Source organism: Arthrobacter sp. U41 (assembly GCF_007679325.1).
Taxonomy (GTDB): Bacteria; Actinomycetota; Actinomycetes; order Actinomycetales; family Micrococcaceae; genus Arthrobacter.
This window is the reverse complement of the sequence record NZ_VEGI01000003.1, coordinates 313686-331969: the sequence shown is the minus strand read 5'-3', so window position 1 is coordinate 331969 and position 18284 is coordinate 313686. Positions and strand designations below refer to the sequence as shown.

Below are 18284 nucleotides of genomic sequence, written 5' to 3'. Positions count from 1 at the left end.
AATAAATTGGTATCAACAAACTTGGCACACTATTGAGTTCTCAAACAACAGACACACCCGGCACCACCACAACCCATCAGGGCCGCGGATCGCTCCGGAGCAACTTTTCAAACTTACCGGGCCGCTTCACCCTTGTCAAATCCGCGTTCCGACTCAGTCTCGCCGTGAGGCATCTGGGTCGTGGTGGCGGATCAACTCCGGGGAGCAGCGCGGAAATAAACTCTACCACCACTTTGCCCTGGTGACAAAGGGGTGCTGGCGAGCCCTCCCGACGAGTGCCGAAAAGCCCGGAATCACGGGGATTCCGGGCTTGTCAGCGAAGCTCATGCAGGCGCCCGCAAGGACTGCGGGGCCGGGCGTCAGCTCACCGGTTTGAAGAAAGCAGCTCCCAAGGGAGGCAGCGTGACCGTGAGGGTCGCGGGCTGGCCGTCGGTGCCGGCGTCCGTCGCCGTCAGGGTGCCGCCGTTCAGGACGCCGGAGCCTCCGTACGCGTCGGCGTCGGTGTTCAGCACTTCCTGCCACTCCCCCGCCGACGGAACACCCAGCTGGAAGTCCGTGTGCGGGGCCCCGGAGAAGTTGAAGGCGCACACCAGCGGGTTGCCCGCCACGTCCCGGCGCATGAAGGTCAGGACGTTGCGGTCGGAGTCCCCGCCGTTGATCCACTGGAACCCGGCGGGGTCGTTGTCCTGTTCGTAGAGCGCCGGGGTGGCGCTGTACAGCTCATTGAGGTCCTTGGTCAGGAGCTGCATTCCGCGGTGGGCCGGGATTTCGGCCAGCCACCAGTCGAGGCCGTGCTGCTCGGACCATTCGGCCTCCTGGCCGAATTCGGTGCCCATGAAGATCAGCTGCTTGCCCGGGTGCGCCCACTGGTAGCCCAGGAAGGCGCGCAGGTTGGCCAGCTGCTGCCAGCGGTCACCGGGCATCTTGCGCAGCATCGAACCCTTGCCGTGCACTACTTCGTCGTGGCTGATCGGCAGGAGGAAGTTCTCGGTGTAGGCGTAGACCATGGAGAACGTGATGGTGCCGTGGTGCCAGCGGCGGTTGAACGGGTCCTCGGAAATGTACTTGAGCGAATCGTGCATCCAGCCCATGTTCCATTTGATTCCGAAGCCCAGGCCGCCCTGGCTCGTAGGCGCGGTGACCCCCGGGAACGCGGTTGATTCCTCGGCGATCATGACAGCACCGGGGTGCGTCTTGTAGACCGTGGCGTTGACTTCCTGCAGGAAGGAGATGGCTTCGAGGTTCTCCCGCCCGCCGAAACGGTTCGGCTGCCACTGCCCTTCCTCGCGGGAGTAGTCGAGGTAGAGCATCGAGGCGACGGCGTCCACGCGGAGGCCGTCGATGTGGAATTCATCGAGCCAGTACAGCGCGTTGGCGACGAGGAAGTTCCGGACTTCGCTGCGGCCGAAATCGAAGATCAGCGTTCCCCAATCCGGGTGCTCGCCAAGGTTCGGGTCGGCGTGCTCGTACAGGGCTTCGCCGTCGAACCGGGCCAGCGCCCACTCATCCTTGGGGAAGTGCGCCGGCACCCAGTCCAGCAGCACGCCGATTCCGGCCTGGTGGAGTTCATCCACGAGGTACCGGAATTCGTCGGGATGGCCGAAGCGTGACGTCGGGGCGAAGTAGGACGTGACCTGGTAGCCCCAGGACCCGCCGAAGGGGTGCTCCGCCACGGGCATGAATTCCACGTGGGTGAAGCCGAGCCACTTGACGTAGGCCACCAGTTCCTTGGCCAGTTCACGGTAGCTGAGGCCGACCCGCCACGAGCCGAGGTGCACTTCGTAAACACTCATCGGCGAGTTATGCGGATCCCGCGCGGCCCGGGCCTCCATCCATTCCGCGTCCTTGAAGGCGTAGGAGGGTTCGACGACGCGCGACGCCGTCAGCGGCGGGATCTCGGTGCCGAAGGCCATCGGGTCCGCCTTCTCCACCCAGTAGCCGTCCCTGGTGCGGATCTCAAATTTGTAGCACGCCCCTGCTATCACGCCGGGGAGGAAGAGTTCCCAGACCCCGGAGGACCCGAGGGACCGCATGGAGTGCTGCCGTCCGTCCCAGCCGTTGAAGTCGCCCTTGACGCGGACGGCCTGGGCGTTCGGGGCCCACACGGCGAAGGACACGCCGTCAACATCGCCCATGCCGGACTTGTAGTGCTGGACGTGCGCGCCGAGCACATCCCAGAGGCGCTCGTGGCGGCCCTCACCGATCAGGTGCAGGTCAAGCTCGCCGATAGTGGGCAGGTAACGGTAGGGGTCATCGGCCGGCTGCGGCGCCTGGCCCTCGTACGTCACCTCCAGCCGGTAGTCCGGCACGTGGCCCTGCTCCAGCGGTTCCAGCACGGCAACCCACACGCCGCCGGACTCATGCGTCATCGGGAACGAGCCGGCAGCGGTCACAACAGAGACGGCTTCGGCGAGGTGCTTGACCGTGCGGATGGTCACATGCCCGTGGTCATCGAGGTGCGCGCCCAGGACTGAGTGGGGGGCGTGGTGTTCACCGGCGGCTACCCTCGCCAGCGTCTCCGCATCCACCTGAAGTGGGCTTCCGGGACGATCAATACGTGCTGAACCTGTCATTTTGATACCTTCCGCTGCGGCTTCGGCCGGAACGCCGGAGCCTGTACTGCCGAGGAGTCGACGTGATGCGTTGACCGGAATGGAGAGCCAGTCCGGCCTGTTCCGTAGCTCATAGATGACTTCGTAGAGTGCCTTGTCGAGCCACAGCGCCACGAAAAGAGGCGAATCGCGGTCGATACTGCCGGGAATGACGTCCGCGTAGCCGGCCAGGAAGGCCTCGGCGCAGTCATCGACCCAAGTGTCCGGGACGTTCGCCTCCGGGTGCTCGCGGACAGCCGCACCGGCGGCGTAGTCGAAGGACCGGAGCATTCCGACGACGTCGCGCAGCGGGACGTCGGGGAAATTGCGCTCCGAAATGGGCCGGAGCGGTTCCCCTTCAAAATCGAGGATGGCCCAGCGCGGCGACTTCCCGCGGACGCCCGGAACCTGGAGGATCTGGCCCAGGTGGAGATCACCGTGGATCCGTTGCAGGGGACCGGCGCCGCTGCCCTCGAGTCGCAGGAGGAGACGGTCCAGCGCGGCGTCATAAGGGCCGACGGCGGCACCGGCCTGGGCCCAGGACTGCCGCACCCTCTGGGCCACGCCGGGCGCGATGTCGCTTCCCGGGGCGGATTCGGACGCGACACCAAGCGCCTCGGCCAGCCGGCGGTGCACCGTGGCGGTGGCGGCGCCGAGAGCGTGTGCCTCGGCGGTGAAGTCCTGGCCGCGGCTCGCCGCGTTGACGGCCAGCCGCCAGGCGTCCAGTCCGCCGGCGAGGAACTCGTGCGCCACGGCAAGTTCGCCGCGTGCGGGCTGGTCGGGGTGGTCTCCGGCCGGCGCGTCCCACTCCCCGGTGACCCACCCGAGGGTTGCCGGCACTTCGGCCGTGCGCCCGGCGGTCAAGGCCGCACCGATTTCCACTTCCGGGTTTTGGCCCTCGGAGAGCACCCGGAAGAACTTCAGGATCGCGGCCGACTTGCCGTCGTCGACGATCACCGAACTGTTGGACTGCTCGCCGGAGAGGACCTTCACGACGCCGGTGGCCCGCGGGAGGACGTAGCCGGACTCAACGAGGTGGCCTGAAGCGTTCCCGGACGGCGTGGTGCCGCCGAGGCGCATCAGCTCCAGACACGCGGCGATGAATTCGGAGTCGTGCACTCCGTCGTAAACCCAGCGGTCGTCGGGGGCACCCACGGCGTCGGGCGCCCCGGCGGACCCGGCCGGGTCCGGAATGGAAACCCGCCCGATCAGCCCGGCTTCCGCCCCGCCCAGCGGGGAGCGCCGAATGCTGAGCGGGACCTGGACGACGTCGGTACGGGAGCCGTCCGGCGTCGGGTAGCTCACGGCCAGCAGCAGCACCTCGAGTCCGGGGGCATTTCTTGCGCCGCCGGGTTCGCCGGCCAGGCTCAGGCGCCCGGCCGGCTCGAAGCTGAACGCCGCGCTTTTGACGGGGAACCAGCGCTGGCGCGGAAGCCAGCCGCCGAGCAGTCCGCTCAGGGCAGGGGTCAGGGTGGGTCGGGTCATCTCAGCCTTCGATGGACAGGATTGGCATGGCCTGCGTGTAGGGCGACGCCGGGTTGGAGGCGGCCGAGCGGATCCGCAGCCAGAAGAAGTCATGGCTGCCCAGGGTCAGCGTCAGGGTTCCGTCGTCGGAGATCCCCGGGAAGGCCTGGCCGCCGAACACGTCCCGAAGGCCCCGGCCGGCGAACCTCGGTACCCGCAAGGTGGTGGCCACGGGGTGCTGGGACAGGTTGAAGGCGCACAGGATGGTTTCGCTGTCCTCGCCCGCCGAGTTGCCGTCTTTCAGCTCCCGCAGGTAGGCGAGGACGACGTCGTGGTCTGCTTCGACGTGCTCGAAGCCACCCAGGCCGAAGGCGGGGTGGTTCTTGCGGACACTGAGGATCTGGCGCGTCCAGCGCAGCAGCGAGCCCGAATGGGCTGCTTCGGCCTCGACGTTGGCCATGCTGTAGTTGTAGACCAGCGACTGGATCACCGGAAGGTACAGCTTGCCGGGATCCGCGTGGGAGAACCCGGCGTTGCGGTCCGGGTTCCACTGCATGGGCGTGCGGACGGCGTCGCGGTCCTCAAGCCAGATGTTGTCCCCCATGCCGATCTCGTCCCCGTAGTACAGGAACGGGCTGCCGGGCAGGGAGAGCAGCAGGGCATTGATGAGTTCGATCTCGGAGCGGGAGTTGTCCAGCAGCGGCGCCAGCCGGCGCCGAATGCCGATGTTGGCGCGCATGCGCGGGTCCGGCGCGTACCAGCCGAGCATGGCGGCGCGCTCGTCGGCGGTGACCATTTCCAGGGTCAGCTCGTCGTGGTTCCGCAGGAAGGTGCCCCACTGGGCGCCGTCCGGAATGTCCGGGGTGTCCTTCATCGTCTCGATGATGGGCGCGGCCTTCTGGTCCCGCAGCGCGTAGTACAGGCGCGGCATAATCGGGAAGTGGAAGGCCATGTGGCATTCCGGTTCCTCCTGCGTCCCGAAGTACTCGACCACTTCAGCCGGCGGCTGGTTGGCCTCGGCGATGATCACGCGGCCCGGGTAGCTTTCGTCGACCATCTTGCGCAGCTTGCGCAGGAATTCGTGGGTCTGGGGCAGGTTCTCGCAGTTGGTGCCCTCTTCCTCGAAGAGGTACGGGATGGCGTCCGCACGGAAGCCGTCGATGCCCTGATCCAGCCAGAACCGCACGACGTCGAAGAGCGCGTCGATGACTTTGGGGTTCTCAAAGTTGAGATCCGGCTGGTGGCTGAAGAAGCGGTGCCAGAAGAACTGGCGCCGGATCGGATCGAAGGTCCAGTTGGATTCCTCGGTGTCCACGAAGATGATGCGCGCGTCTTCGTACTTCTCGTCCGTGTCGCTCCAGACGTAGAAGTCGCCGAAAGGTCCGTCCGGATCCTTGCGTGACTCCTGGAACCAGGGGTGCTGATCCGAGGTGTGGTTCAGCGGAAGGTCGATGATCACACGCACGCCGCGGGCGTGGGCCTCCGCGACCAGGCGCTTGAAGTCGCTGATGGTGCCGAATTCGTCGAGCACGGAGTTGTAGTCCGAGATGTCGTAGCCGCCGTCCCGGAGCGGCGACTGGAAGAACGGCGGGAGCCAGAGACAGTCGACGCCGAGCCACTGCAGGTAATCCAGTTTGTCGATCAGCCCGTGGAAGTCGCCGGAGCCGTCACCGTTTCCGTCGGCGAACCCCCGGACCAGCACCTCATAGAACACCGCCTTGCGGTACCAGTTGGGATCATGCTGGAGGCCGGGCGCGTTCAGTTCAAAGGTCCCCTTCGGGCTGAAATGCTGGTTGGGGTTTGTCGGGCTGAAACTCACTCGTACTACCTCCGGATGCTAAGAATGTGGGCGGGTTCTACATGGGCGTCCAGTCGGACGTAGTTGTACTCGTCCCATTCCCAGCTCTCGCCGGTCAGCAGGTCATCCACCATAAAACGGCCGTTGTGCGTCAGGTTCTCCGGATCCAGCTCGAGCGCCGCCAGGTCCAGGGTCACCGTGCTCTCACGGATGCCGTGCGGGTCCACGTTGACGACAATGATCAGGGTGTCCTTCGTGCCGTCGGGAAGGGTCTTGTGCTTCGAGTAGACCACCGTGGCGTTGTCCGTGCTTTCGTGCACCGTCAGGTTCTGCAGGTCGCCCAGGGCGGGGTGGGCGCGGCGGATCGCGTTGAGCCGGGTCAGGTACGGAGCCAGGGTGCGGCCGGATTCGGCAGCGGCGTCCCAGTCGCGGGACTTATACTCGAACTTTTCGTTGTCGATGTACTCCTCGGCGCCGGGCCGGGCCACGTGCTCGTAGAGTTCGAAGCCGGCGTAGACGCCCCAGATGGGACTCGCCGTGGAAGCCAGCGCGGCCCTGATCTTGAACGCGGGCGGCCCGCCGTACTGCAGGAATTCGGTCAGGATGTCCGGGGTGTTGACGAAGAAGTTCGGGCGGAAGAACGCCGGCGAGTCGTGGCTGACCTCCTGGAAGTACTCCTCCAGTTCCTCCTTGGTGTTCCGCCAGGTGAAGTATGTGTAGGACTGCTGGAAACCGGCGCGTCCCAGGGCGTGCATCATGGCCGGGCGGGTGAACGCCTCGGCGAGGAAGACGACGTCGGGGTGCTTTTTGTTGACCTTGGCGATCAGCCATTCCCAGAACCACACCGGTTTGGTATGCGGGTTATCGACGCGGAAGATCTTGACGCCGTGACTCACCCAGAGGAGGACGATGCGCAGGATCTCGTTGGACAGGCCCGCGGGGTCGTTGTCGAAGTTGAGCGGGAAGATGTCCTGGTATTTCTTCGGCGGGTTCTCCGCGTAGGCGATGCTGCCGTCAACACGGGTGGTGAACCATTCGGGGTGGCTGGTGACCCAGGGGTGGTCCGGCGCGGCCTGCAGCGCCAGGTCGAGGGCGACCTCCAGTCCCAGCTCCGCGGCCCGCGCCACGAAGGCGTCGAAGTCCTCAAAGGTGCCGAGGTCCGGATGGATCGCGTCGTGGCCGCCCTCCTTGGCACCGATGGCCCATGGGGAGCCCGGATCGTGCGGTCCGGCCAGCAGGGTGTTGTTGGGGCCCTTGCGGTGCTGGATGCCGATCGGGTGGATCGGCGGCATGTAGATGATGTCGAACCCCATGGCCGCGACGGCGTCGAGCCGCTTGGCGGCGGTCCGGAAGGTGCCGGAGGTCCACTCGCCCGTGGTGTGGTCGCGGACCGCGCCCTCGGACCGGGGGAAGAATTCGTACCAGGCACCCCGGCCTGCGAGCTCGCGCTCCACCAGGAGGGGGTAGTTCTCGGAGACGGTGACCAGTTCGCGGATCGGCTGACGGTCGACGACGGCGGCCACCTCCGGGCTGAAACCGGCGGCGAGGCGCTCCTCGGGGGTCTTCCCGGCGTCGTTGAGTCCGACGACGGCCATCCGCAGCGTCCGCCGGTCGGCGGACGGGCGCGAGGAGTCCTCGGATGCTTCGGTGAGCAGCGCGGCGCCTTCGGCCAGCATGAGTTCGACGTCGATGCCGGCTTCCACCTTGACCTCGGCGTTGTGGTGCCAGGTGCCGTAGCGGTCGTGCCAGGCTTCGATCACGAAGGACCAGTTGCCCGTGGCGGTCGGGGTCAGCAGGCCTTCCCAGCGGTCCGTTCCCTTGCCGCGGTTGCCGCGGGGCGGGGCCAGACGGACGCGCTGGCGTTCCTTGCCGCGCGGATCCAGGAGGACGGCGCTGACGCCGAGCTGGTCGTGGCCCTCGCGGAATGCGGTGGCGCCCACCACCAGGGTTTCTCCCACAACGGCTTTGGCGGGGAATTTCCCGCCGTCAACCGCCGGCTGTACGTCGGTGATCGGAAAACGGCCAAAGCGAAGGCCGTCCGTGATCAGGGCCTTCGGCTTTTGCTTGGACACGGCACTGGTTCGCGAGTTAGTCACAGGCTCGACGTTATCGACAAATCGGCCAGATTGCTAAGGCGGCTCCCCTTTTTCCAAAGGATTTCCGGAAGCCCGTCCGTCATTTATGCAAAAGAAACTTAAACCGGTTCCGGGCCCCGGACTTGTCCGTTAGTGTTTCGCAGGTGAAGGCAATCCGCAGATTTACCGTCCGAACCGTTCTTCCCGAGCCGATCCGGCCGCTGGCCCGGCTGGCCACCAATCTCCGGTGGTCCTGGCACCGTCCCACGCGGCAGCTGTTCGAGGGCCTGAATCCAAAGATCTGGGCCGACAGCTCCCATGATCCGGTGAGCTTCCTCGGCCTTGTCAGCCGGGAGGAACTGCAGCGCCTCGCCGCAGACCAGGACGTGGTGCGCCCGGTCCATGCCGCCGCCGAGGACCTCGACCGGTACCTCGAGCAGCCCCGCTGGTACCAGAGCCTCGGCGACGGGGCACCGGCCTGCATCGCCTACTTCTCCCCCGAGTTCGGCATAACCGAGGTGCTGCCGCAGTACTCCGGCGGCCTCGGCATCCTGGCCGGCGACCACCTGAAGGCGGCGTCGGACCTGGGTGTGCCGCTGATCGGCGTCGGGCTGCTTTACCAGGCCGGCTATTTCAAGCAGTCACTGTCCCGTGACGCCTGGCAGCAGGAAACCTACCCCGTCCTGGATCCGGACGGGCTGCCGCTGACCCTCCTGCGCGAGGCCTCCCCTGACGGCAACGGCAAGCCCGTCCAGATCTCGCTGCCGCTCCCCCACGGCCGCCGGCTGCTGGCGCACGTCTGGCGTGCCGACGTCGGGCGCGTCCCGTTGCTGCTCCTGGACTCCAACGTCCCGGGTAACGACGAGGCCGCGCGCGGCATCACCGACCGCCTCTACGGCGGCGGCGGCGACCACCGCCTCCAGCAGGAACTCCTGCTGGGCATGGGCGGCGTCAAGGCCCTCCGAGCCTTCCAGAAACTCACCGGAAGCCCCGCGCCGGAAGTGTTCCACACCAACGAGGGACATGCCGGCTTCCTGGGCGTGGAACGCATCCAGGAAATGATGGCCGCCGCCGAGCCGCTGAGCTGGGATGAAGCACTGGCCGCCGGACGCGCGTCCACGGTTTTCACCACCCACACCCCGGTCCCGGCCGGCATCGACCGCTTCGAGGTCTCGCAGATCCAGCACTTCTTCGACGCCGGACTGGCTCCTGACGTGCCGGTGGCCAAGATCCTGGACCTGGGCCGCGAGGACTACACCGACGGCAATCCGTTCGTCTTTAACATGGCCGTGATGGGGCTGCGGCTGGCGCAGCGCGCCAACGGGGTGGCGAAGCTGCACGGCGTGGTGTCCCGCGGCATGTTCTCCGCCTTGTGGCCCGGATTCGACCACTCCGAGGTACCCATCACGTCGGTCACCAACGGCGTGCATGTGCCCACGTGGGTGGACCCGCGGGTCTCGGCCCTGGCGCGTGACCAGTTCGGCAACGATGCCGAAGAGCCGGGCCGCTGGGACCTCGCTTACAACGTCAGTGACGAAGATGTCTGGGCCCTTCGCCGCGAGCTGCGCGTCTCCCTCGTGGAGGACGTCCGGCGCCGGCTCCGGGCCGCCTGGAAGAAGCGCGGCGCGGCCGACGCCGAGCTCGCCTGGACGGATTCCGTGCTGGACCCGGACGTCCTGACCATCGGCTTCGCCCGGCGTGTGCCCACCTACAAGCGGCTCACCCTCATGCTGCGCGAGCCGGAGCGGCTCAAGGCCCTGCTGCTGCACAAGACCCACCCGATCCAGCTGGTCATCGCCGGCAAGTCGCACCCGGCCGATGACGCGGGCAAGAAGATGATCCAGGACCTCGTCCGGTTCACCGACGACCCCGCGGTGCGGCACCGTATCGCGTTCCTGCCGAACTATGACATCGCCATGGCCCGGACCCTGTTCCCAGGCTGCGATGTGTGGCTGAACAACCCGCTGCGTCCGCTTGAGGCGTGCGGCACCTCCGGCATGAAGGCCGCCCTGAACGGCTCGCTCAACCTCTCCGTCCTGGACGGCTGGTGGGACGAGATGTACGACGGCGAGAACGGCTGGGCGATTCCGACCGCCAACAACGGAGCATCCCCCGAGGAACGGGACGACATCGAGGCGGCCGCGCTGTACGAGCTGCTGGAGACGCAGGTGGCCCCGCGCTTCTACGGCCTCACGGTGTCCGACGGCGCCGGGGCGGCCGGGCCGTCGCAGTCCGGGCCGCAGGCTGTCCCCACGCATTGGGTCTCAATGATCAAGCACACCATGTCCCATCTGGGCCCGGCAGTCTCCGCAGACCGGATGCTCAAGGACTACGTCAACGTCCTGTACCGGCCGGCCGCCGTCGCAGGTCGGCGGGCAGTGGCGGACAATTTTGCCGAGGCCAAGGCCTTGGCGGCGTGGGCCTCCATGGTCAGGGCCGCGTGGCCCCAGATCCAGGTGGAGCATGTGGACTCGGTGGGTGTCTCGGAGGATCCGCAGATCGGCGACATGCTCCAGGTGAACGCCTACGTTGCCCTGCACGATCTCACCCCGGATGATGTGGCCGTCGAGGTGGCCTACGGCAAGGCGGAGGATAGCGACGAGCTGGCCGATGTCACGGTGGCGGAGTTGAAGGCGATTGAAGACCTCGGCAAGGGCCGGCACCTCTTCAGCGGAACCGTGGTGATCGACCGGTCCGGTTCCTTCGGCTACACGGTCCGGGTACTCCCGAAGCACACTGCCCTGGCCTCCAAAGCGGAACTGGGCCTGATCGTCAACGCGTAAGGGCAGTGGATCCGTGCGCAGCTTCGATCAGAGGCAGACGGCGGTGACCGCCAGGTTCTCTCCGGCGTAGCGCTCGGCGTCCTGCAGGACTTCGCAGATGACGCCGAAGGACCGGTCCGCACGGAAGGCGGCCGGGACCTCCCAAATGAAGGTGATGGGGGCCTGGCCGTCGTCGGCGACGGCATCAGCGAAGTCGTGCAGGGTGTCGTTGAGCGCGTCGTAGTCCACTCCGTAGGCCTCCGGGAAGTCCAGCGCCTCCGCGAACGTCTCCAGCACTGCCCGCTTGGTATCGGCGGCCGGGACCAACAGCGTGCGGCGGCCCGCGTCGGCCGCCAGGGCCTGCAGCTCCTCGATGGTCCAGGTGTCTGCGGAGTAGATCTTCATGGGTTCCTTTGTTTGCCTGTTCCGTTGTGCCGGTGGGCACCGCCGGACTACGTGCGGTAAATGTTGATGGAATTGGCCTGCACCACGTCCCGCTCCCCGGAAGCGACCCGGACGCCCTGGCGGCGGTCATGCAGCCCGGAGGTGGTCAGGCGGAGTTCGAAGATCCGGTTGCCGGTCCCGTCCTCATTGCTCAGCTGCGGCAGCGTCACTTTGATGTCCTTGGCGCCGCCGTTGACCACCACGAGTCCGTCGACGTGGCCGTCGTCGGACCCGAGCAGGAGCTGCACCACCCGGTGGCCCGGATCCTGCCAGCGGTCCCCGGCCATGGGCTCGCCGCGCTCGTCGAACCAGTGGAAGTAGGACTGCTTTTCGCGCGTCGGGTAGTCATGCGGCTGCCCGGCAAGGAATTCCTTGCGGAGCCGTATGACGCGCTTGGTGGTGCGCAGCATCGAGTGCGACTCGGGCGTGCTGGTCCAATCGATCCAGGTGATGGGGTTGTCCTGGCAGTAGGAATTGTTGTTGCCCTGCTGGGTGCGGCCCACCTCGTCACCGGCGGTGATCATGGGCACGCCCTGAGAGATCATGAGCGAGGCCATCAGGTTGCGGCTGGACTGGGCACGCCGGGCGAGGATGTCCTCGTCCTCGGTGGGACCCTCGAAGCCGTGGTTGTAGCTGCGGTTGTCGCCGTGGCCGTCACGGTTCTGCTCACCGTTCGCCTCGTTGTGCTTGCGATCGTAGGACACAAGGTCGGCCAGGGTGAAACCATCGTGGGCGGTGACGAGGTTGACGGAGGCGAGCCGGGACCTGCCGGACGGCTCAAACAGGCTCGCGGAGCCGGAGAGGGCGTCCGCGAGGCGGGCCACCGAACCGCCCTGCCCGCCGGCGTCGATCGAGGCGCGGTCTGCGAGCCAGAAGCTGCGGACGGCGTCGCGGAAGTGGTCGTTCCAGTCCACCCAGCCGGCCGGGAAGCGGCCGGTCTGCCAGCCCCCGTAGCCGACATCCCACGGCTCGGCGATGAGTTTCGTGGCGGACAGCACCGGGTCGGCGCCAATCGCGACCAGGAACGGGTGCCGCGGATCGAACTCGTTGGCGGCGTTGCGGGCCAGTGTCACGGCGAGGTCGAAGCGGAAGCCATCGATGTGGAACTCGGTCACCCAGTAACGCAGCGAATCCAGCACCAGCTGGATCACGCGGGGTTCACCGAAGTTCAGGCTGTTGCCGCAGCCGGTGGTGTCCACGTACTTGCCGTGGCCGTCATTGCGGTAGTAGGTCATCTCGCCCAGGCCGCGGAAGCTGAGCGTCCGGCCGTCCGGGCCGCCCTCCGCGGTGTGGTTGTAGACGACGTCGAGGATGACCTCAAGGCCGGCGGCATGCAGCAGCTTGACCATGCCCTTGAACTCGTCCTGGACGGCCTGCGCGCCCTTGGCCTGCGCCGCCTCGGTGGCGTAGCCGGGGTGCGGGGCAAAAAACGCGGCGGTGTTGTAGCCCCAGTAGTTCGTCATGCCGAGGTTCTGCAGATGCGGCTCGTCCACGTGGAAGTGCACCGGGAGGAGTTGCACCGAGGTGATCCCCAGCGCGATCAGGTGCTCGACCATGGCCGGGTGCGCCAGTCCGGCGTAGGTACCCTGGAGGTCTTCCGGGACGTCGGGGTGCAGCTTGGTCTGGCCGCGGACGTGCGCTTCGTAAATGATGGTGTTGCGCCACGGAATCCTGGGACAGCGGTCGGCACCCCAATCGAAGTCGCTCTCCATCCGGACGCTCGTGATGAAATCCTCGCGCTCGTCCACCGCCCGGCCGTAAGGGTCCAGCAGCAGCGGCTGCACGCCGCCGGCGTCGAAGTCCGTGGCGGGCATGGACAGCGGGAGCGCCTCGTGGTCCGGCGTCGCCCGGAAGCCGTACCGCGAACCGGCAGGTATGCCTTCGACGATGCCGTGGTGCACACCGTCGGTCACGTTCGGCAGGGTTTTCAATTGCCAGACGCCCCCGGGCGCCTGGTAGGCGATCTCCAGGGTGGCCACGCCGGGCGCGTAGACAGCCACATTCGCGAAGGCACCCCGAGGATCGTCCGTTGCCGGCGAACCGGTGACCGGAACGCTGATTCCCAGCGGAAACGCCCGCGAGGCGTCTACGGTGGAAGCTGTGTCTACGTAGGGCATGACCATTGCTTAAAGTTTAGCGGGACCGAACAAATAGCCCCGGATTCTGTTTTCCTGACGAAGTGCAGTGTACGGAATAGCGGCGTTGCATACTGGAACAAGCGCCGAAAGTGGAGGTAATAGTGCGGATTGCACTCGCTCAAATCATCACCGGACGGGATCTTGCCGGAAATCTGGACCTCGTCGCGGACTATGCGGCCCGGGCAAAATCCGGCGGGGCCGAGCTTGTGGTGTTCCCAGAGGCCACCATGCGCTCCTTCGGCAACTCGCTGCTGGACATCGCGGAGCCGCTGGACGGCCCCTGGGCATCGGCGGTGCGCGCCATCGCGGCAGAGCAGGACATCGTGATCGTTGCGGGGATGTTCACCCCCGGAAAAGCGGACGACGGCGGCAAGGTACGCAACACACTGCTGGTCACCGGCCGCGGCATCGAGACCAGCTACGACAAGATCCACCTGTTCGACGCTTTCGGCTTCGCGGAATCGGATACCGTCGACGCCGGCACCACGCCGGTCACGTTTGAGTTCGACGGCGTGACGTTCGGCCTGGCCACCTGCTACGACATCCGGTTCCCGGGTCTGTTCACCGAGAACGCCGACCGCGGCGCCGAGGTCAACATCGTGTGCGCCTCTTGGGGTTCCGGTCCCGGCAAGGCCGAGCAGTGGAAGCTCCTCGCCCGGGCCCGCGCCGCGGATTCCACCACCCTGGTCCTCGCCTGCGGCCAGGGTGATCCGGCCAGCCAGGGCATCGAGCCCAAGGGTGCGGCGCCCACCGGCGTCGGGCACTCCGCCGTCGTCTCCCCCTTCGGCGAAGTCCTCGAAGAGCTCGACGGCGCCCCCGGCCTGCTGTTCGCCGATCTGGACCCCGCCGTCGTCAAAGAAGCCCGAACCAAACTCCCGGTGCTGGCCAATCGCCACAAGTTCTAGGCTGCTCGGGTAGTTCGTGGTCACCTTCGCCGTGGTCACCTTCCGCGGACACCGGCGCCTTCGCCGTGGTCATCTTCCGCGGACACCGGCGCCTTGCCGTCGCTTAGACACCTCCCGACGCCTGCTTCGGCCGCTGGGCGGCCTCATCCGGCTCTGGTCGGCGATGCGCTCCTAGCAAGACCCCGCCGCCCGCTCATATTCAGCCCACCCTGCATCGAGGTACTGCAAAGAAACGACGCTCCCTCACCTTTCGCCGCTTACGGCAAACGCGCCCTCACGAGATGTGAGAGAGCGTTCGCCAGCCACACGCCAAAGGTGAGAGAGCGTTCGCCAGCCACACGCCAAAGGTGAGAGAGCGTTCGCCAGCCACACGCCAAAGGTGAGGGAGCGTTGCCGTAATTTTCACCGTAGGTGAGGGAGCGTCAGAGCCGGTACCGGAGTTTTGCAAGGAGCGCATCGCCGACCAGAGACACTGCAGGCCGCCCGCGGCCGGAAGTGTCGTCGGGAGGTGTCTAAGCGACGGCAAAGCTCCGGTTCCGGCGGTCCCAGCCGAAACGAGCGACAGTTATTTAGCGGCGCGCTGGCGGGAGATCTCGTAGAGGGAGATACCCACGGCCATGGAGGCGTTGAGCGATTCCATGGCGGAGTCGATCGGGATGGAGACGATCTGGTCGCAGTTTTCGCGGACCAGGCGGCTGAGGCCCTTGCCCTCGGAACCCACGACGATGCAGACCGGCTCGGTGGCCAGGGCGAGATCGGGCAGCGAGACGTCGCCGTCGCCGTCGAGCCCCAGAACATAGATGCCCATGTTCTTAAACGCCTTCAGCGTGTTGTTCAGGTTGGCCGCGCGGGCCACGGGGACGCGGACGGCTGCGCCGGCGCTGGTCTTCCAGGCAGAGGCGGTCACGCCGACGGAGCGGCGCTCCGGGACGACGACGCCGTGGCCGCTGAATGCCGAGACCGAGCGGATGATCGCGCCAAGGTTGCGCGGATCGGTGATGCCGTCGAGCGCGACGAAGAGCGGCGCGTTGGAGACGTGGCCCTTCTTCCAGGCCTCAAGGGTCTCTTCCGCGAGCTCGTAGGCGTCCTGGTATTCGTACGGCGGGATCTGCAGCACGAGGCCCTGGTGGATGGCGTCGTCCGTCATGCGGTCCAGCTCGGGCTTGCCGGTTTCGAGCAGCGGGATGCCGCGCTCGGCCGCCAGCTTGAGGGACTCCTTGACGCGATCGTCCATCTCGATGCGGATGGCAACGTGCAGGGCCTTGGCGGGGATGCCGGCGCGCAGGGCCTCGACGACCGAGTTGCGTCCGGTGACGACTTCCTCCGTGGCGCGGCCCTTGGGGCCGGAACGGGCACCGGCGTTGCGCGGTGCGCCCGGGCGCTTGGCCGCGGAGCGTTCCGCGAGCTGCTTGTTCTTGTGGGCCTTGTGGTAGGGACGGTCCTCCGCCTTGGGCGTGGGTCCCTTGCCCTCAAGGGCCTTGCGGCCGTGGCCGCCGGTTCCGACGGTGGGGCCCTTCTTCAGTTTGACCGAGCGGCGACCGTTGTTGGCCATGAGTTTCACCCTTTTAACTACGCGATTCGTTGATAAGTCTGAACTCCAGTCTACTGACTCGAGTTAAATCCTCGACCGCAGGGTAGGGCCCGGCCCCGGTTCGGCGCCCCGAACGGCACCGGCTCAGCCGCGTTTGAGGCTCCAGTTTGCGCCGTCCGGGCCGTCCTCGACGACGACGCCGGCGGCGGCGAGGGTATCGCGGATGGCATCCGAGGCGGCCCAGTCCTTGCTGGCGCGGGCTTGCGCCCTGGCCGCAAGCTGCGCTTCAACGAGGACACCAAGAGCGGTGCTGCCCTGTTCATCCACGGCGGGGCGAGCGGTGTCGTTGAGACCAAGGACACGCAGCATGTCGGTGACGCTGGCCAGTGCCGTCCGGGCGGCGTCGAGCTCTCCGGCGGTGAGCGCGGTGTTGCCGGCGCGGACGGTCTCGTGGAGCACCGCCAGGGCCTGCGGGACGTTCAGGTCATCGTCCATCGAGGCCGCGAAAGCATCCGGGACGGTGCCGTAGCTGGAGAAACCGTAGCTGGCGCGGGTGCCGCCGTCGACGCCGGCAAGGGTCCGGACGGCCCGGCTGATGAAGCCGTCGATGCGTTCCACGGCGGCCGCAGCTTCCTGCAGGGACGTCGGCTGGTAGTCCAGCACCGAGCGGTACTGCGCCTGGCCGAGGTAGTAGCGGACCACCCGCGGTGACGCGAGTTCCAGCATTTCGGCCGGACTGACGGTGTTGCCGATCGACTTGGACATCTTCTCGCCGGCGTAGGTGACCATACCGTTGTGCATCCAGAAGTTGGCGAAGCCATGGCCGGCAGCCTGGGACTGGGCCATTTCGTTTTCGTGGTGCGGAAACCGCAGGTCCAGCCCGCCGCCGTGGATGTCGAACTCGGTGCCGAGGTACTTGGTGACCATCGCAGAGCATTCGAGGTGCCAGCCCGGACGGCCTGTGCCCCACGGCGAGGCCCAGCCCGCTGTCGTCGGCTCCCCCTCCTTGTGGCCCTTCCAGAGGGCAAAGTCGCGCGGATCCTTCTTCCCCCGGGGGTCGGCGTCGGGAGCCCCCTGCATGTCATCGATCTTCTGCCGGGTCAGGGAACCGTACTTGGCCCAGGAGCGCACGTCGAAGTACACGTCGCCGGAATCATCCAGGGCGGGGTATGCGTGCCCGCGGTCGATCAGCTGCTGGATCAGGGCGTGCATTTCCGGGATGTGGCCGGTGGCGCGCGGCTCATAGGTGGGGCGGGAGACACCCAGGGTGTCGTAGGCCTTGAGGAATTCCTGCTCGTAGCGGTAGGCCAGCGCCCACCATTCCTCTTCGCGGACAGAGCCCGGCTCTCCCTCGAAGTCAGGGGCGAAGGAATCCGCCGCCTTGGCCAGGATCTTGTCGTCGATGTCGGTGACGTTGCGGACCGCGGTGACACGGAAGCCGCGGTATTGCAGCCAGCGAGTGAGCTGGTCGAACGCGATGGCCGAGCGGATGTGCCCGACGTGCGGCATGCCCTGCACTGTGGCGCCGCAGTAGTAAAGGCTCACCTTGCCCGGAACCAGGGGGACGAAGTCGCGGACTTCGGCGGATGCAGTGTCATAGAAGCGCAGGGTCACCGCTCCAGATTAGCCGATGGGGTCCGGCCCCCGGCGCGGCCCCTTGCCGGGCCTACTTGCAGTACTCGCCGATCTTGTTCATCTGGCCGGCGAGCTGCTTGGTCTGTTCGTCACTCTTGGCGCCGAGGGAGGAACCGGAGACGTCTTCCATAACGTCGGCCATCTCCTGGATGGGGGCCGCCACCTCGGGAGCCACCTTGTCCGCGACCTCCTGGTAATGCTTGGCGATCTGTTCCGCCTGCTGCTGCTGGTTGCCGGTGGGGACGAAGGTGTCCTCGTTGAGGAACGCACAGCTGTCAGGGATGCTCATCTTCGGCGTCCCGGCGCAGCCGGCCAGCAGCAGTCCGGCCACCAGTACGACGGCGGGCAGCAGCTTTTTCACGGGGAGTCTCCTGGGGTGTCGCGGAAAGGATCTGGGTTAAGCCTAGGCGACCGGCTGCCGAGACGCCGAGGCGGCGGGGTAGACGAGGGCCGTCGCCGTGGCCGCAATGCCTTCACCGCGGCCGGTGAAACCGAGCCCGTCACTGGTGGTGGCCGAGACGCTGACGGGAGCGCCGGCTGCCTCGCTCAAGACCCGCTGGGATTCCTCCCGGCGCGGGCCGAACTTGGGCCGGTTGGCCACGAACTGCACGGCGATGTTCCCGATTTCGAAACCCGCGGCGCGGACGATCCGCGCGGCCTCTGCCAGCAGCGTCACTCCGGAGGCGCCGGCGTACTCCGGCCGGTCGGTGCCGAAATGCGTCCCGAGGTCCCCGACGCCGCAGGCGGAGAAGAGGGCGTCGGCCGCAGCGTGGGCGACGGGGTCGCCGTCGGAATGGCCGGACAGTCCGCGCTCCCCGTCCCAGAGCAGCCCTCCAAGCCAGAGCGGCTGGGGGGCGTCCTCGGGGGCGTAGGCATGCACGTCGATGCCGATTCCGGTCCGCGGGATGACCGGCAGGGGTGTGTTCTGGGGTCCGGACATG

General features: G+C 66.9%; 11 protein-coding genes. 2 read left to right on the top strand and 9 right to left on the bottom strand.

Going from position 1 to position 18284, the window contains the following annotated elements:
* Window positions 1-359 precede the first annotated feature (359 nt).
* Genes FS787_RS12820 through FS787_RS12810 form a run of 3 tightly spaced genes read right to left on the bottom strand, consistent with a single transcriptional unit; the run spans window position 360 to window position 7949 of the window.
* A complete protein-coding gene (locus tag FS787_RS12820) occupies window positions 360-4076 on the bottom strand; it encodes a 1,4-alpha-glucan branching enzyme (RefSeq protein ID WP_144672791.1) in 3717 nt (1238 codons plus the stop codon).
* A 1-nt stretch (window position 4077) separates the two neighbouring features.
* Window positions 4078-5874, bottom strand: a complete 1797-nt coding sequence (gene treS, locus FS787_RS12815) for a maltose alpha-D-glucosyltransferase (protein WP_144672790.1) — start codon at window positions 5872-5874, stop codon at window positions 4078-4080.
* 5 nt (window positions 5875-5879) lie between these two features.
* Complete coding sequence (locus tag FS787_RS12810) at window positions 5880-7949, bottom strand: alpha-1,4-glucan--maltose-1-phosphate maltosyltransferase (RefSeq protein ID WP_313959657.1); 2070 nt, start codon at window positions 7947-7949, stop codon at window positions 5880-5882.
* A 143-nt stretch (window positions 7950-8092) separates the two neighbouring features.
* Here FS787_RS12810 and glgP point away from each other — a divergent pair, with 143 nt between their 5' ends.
* Window positions 8093-10711 (top strand): alpha-glucan family phosphorylase, encoded by a 2619-nt coding sequence (glgP, locus tag FS787_RS12805; RefSeq protein WP_186329186.1) that lies wholly within the window; start codon window positions 8093-8095, stop codon window positions 10709-10711.
* A 27-nt stretch (window positions 10712-10738) separates the two neighbouring features.
* Here glgP and FS787_RS12800 read toward each other — a convergent pair whose 3' ends face one another.
* Both FS787_RS12800 and glgX read right to left on the bottom strand, forming a co-directional pair.
* Window positions 10739-11095 carry a barstar family protein gene (locus FS787_RS12800; protein WP_144672786.1) on the bottom strand — a complete coding sequence of 119 codons (357 nt, stop codon included), beginning with the start codon at window positions 11093-11095 and terminating at the stop codon, window positions 10739-10741.
* 47 nt (window positions 11096-11142) lie between these two features.
* Entirely contained in the window at window positions 11143-13257 is a 2115-nt protein-coding gene (glgX, locus tag FS787_RS12795) for a glycogen debranching protein GlgX (protein WP_144672784.1), read from the bottom strand.
* 116 nt (window positions 13258-13373) lie between these two features.
* Here glgX and FS787_RS12790 point away from each other — a divergent pair, with 116 nt between their 5' ends.
* On the top strand, window positions 13374-14177 hold the full coding sequence (locus FS787_RS12790) for a carbon-nitrogen hydrolase family protein (RefSeq protein ID WP_144672783.1): 804 nt from the start codon (window positions 13374-13376) through the stop codon (window positions 14175-14177).
* A 565-nt stretch (window positions 14178-14742) separates the two neighbouring features.
* Here FS787_RS12790 and rlmB read toward each other — a convergent pair.
* The 4 genes from rlmB to ispF all read right to left on the bottom strand — a co-directional run bounded on the left by rlmB (window position 14743) and on the right by ispF (window position 18283).
* Entirely contained in the window at window positions 14743-15729 is a 987-nt protein-coding gene (gene rlmB, locus FS787_RS12785; protein ID WP_144672781.1) for a 23S rRNA (guanosine(2251)-2'-O)-methyltransferase RlmB, read from the bottom strand.
* Window positions 15730-15852: 123 nt separating this feature from the next.
* On the bottom strand, window positions 15853-17322 hold the full coding sequence (gene cysS, locus FS787_RS12780) for a cysteine--tRNA ligase (protein ID WP_144672780.1): 1470 nt from the start codon (window positions 17320-17322) through the stop codon (window positions 15853-15855).
* Window positions 17323-17374: 52 nt separating this feature from the next.
* Window positions 17375-17704 carry a hypothetical protein gene (locus tag FS787_RS12775; protein WP_144672779.1) on the bottom strand — a complete coding sequence of 110 codons (330 nt, stop codon included), beginning with the start codon at window positions 17702-17704 and terminating at the stop codon, window positions 17375-17377.
* Window positions 17705-17746: 42 nt separating this feature from the next.
* Complete coding sequence (gene ispF, locus FS787_RS12770) at window positions 17747-18283, bottom strand: 2-C-methyl-D-erythritol 2,4-cyclodiphosphate synthase (RefSeq protein WP_144672777.1); 537 nt, start codon at window positions 18281-18283, stop codon at window positions 17747-17749.
* Window position 18284 lies beyond the last annotated feature (1 nt).

Excerpts from the sequence above, each read along its gene's own strand:
- FS787_RS12820 (WP_144672791.1), bottom strand. The coding sequence starts at position 4,076 with ATGACCCGACCCACCCTGACCCCTGCCCTGAGCGGACTGCTCGGCGGC.
- FS787_RS12800 (WP_144672786.1), bottom strand. The coding sequence starts at position 11,095 with ATGAAGATCTACTCCGCAGACACCTGGACCATCGAGGAGCTGCAGGCC.
- glgX (WP_144672784.1), bottom strand. The coding sequence starts at position 13,257 with ATGGTCATGCCCTACGTAGACACAGCTTCCACCGTAGACGCCTCGCGG.
- rlmB (WP_144672781.1), bottom strand. The coding sequence starts at position 15,729 with ATGGCCAACAACGGTCGCCGCTCGGTCAAACTGAAGAAGGGCCCCACC.
- ispF (WP_144672777.1), bottom strand. The coding sequence starts at position 18,283 with ATGTCCGGACCCCAGAACACACCCCTGCCGGTCATCCCGCGGACCGGA.